The organism is Streptomyces sp. 13-12-16 (assembly GCF_002114215.1).
GTDB lineage: Bacteria > Actinomycetota > Actinomycetes > Streptomycetales > Streptomycetaceae > Streptomyces.
In genome coordinates, this window is record NZ_NCTE01000326.1 from 1 (window position 1) to 814 (window position 814).

At 77.4% G+C, this 814-nt stretch carries 1 protein-coding gene; it reads left to right on the plus strand.

The features are described from left to right. Positions 1-174: 174 nt before the first annotated feature. The coding region (locus B7767_RS13830) for a hypothetical protein (protein WP_085572449.1) at positions 175-814 on the plus strand (640 nt) is incomplete at its 3' end.

Consider the following 814-nt stretch of genomic DNA (forward strand, 5'->3'; position numbering starts at 1 on the left):
CACGCCGGCACGGTCCCGCGCCCCTTCAGGACGCCGCCGAAGACCCCCAGGGCCGCTCGGCGCGGGGCGGGGGGCCGCCCGGCCCATCGCCCCGCCCCCGGTGGCGGCGCAGGGTGGAGGAGTACGGGCCGTACTCCTCCACACCGGAGGTTCCCCGGACAGCGAGGAGCCACTGTGCAGACCAAGGAGATAGACGCCACCGCCCTGGAGACGCTGCTGGCCGCGGCGGTGGCGGCGCCTTCGATCCACAACACCCAGCCCTGGCGCTTCGGCTTCGACCTGGGCACCCGGGCGGTCACGGTCCACGCCGACCGCAGCCGGACCCTGGCGCTGGCCGACCCGCACGGACGCGCCCTGTACCTGTCCGCCGGCTCGGCCGTCCTCAACCTGCGGGTCGCCGCCGCCCACCTGGGCTGGGAGCCCGTACCGCACCTGCTGCCGGACCCCGGCGATCCGGAACTCCTGGCCACCGTGCAGCTGACCGCCACCAGGGACCCCTCGCCGGCCCACCGCGCCCTGTACCCGGCCGTGGCACGGCGCCACTCCAGCCGGATGCCGTTCACCGGCCGCCCGGTGCCCGAACCGGTCGTCGCCGACATGACCGCCGCCGCGCGGGCCGAGGGCGCCCACCTGTACGTCCCGGACATCCTCCAGACCCGCCGCCTGCTGCGGGTGACGTCGGCGGCCGAGCTGCGCAACGCCACGGACGAGGCCCGTACCGCCGAGAGCCGCGCCTGGGTCGCCCCGCCCGGGGCGGGCCCGTACGGCATACCGCTCACCGCCGCCCGCCCGCTGGACGCCGCGGGACGCATGC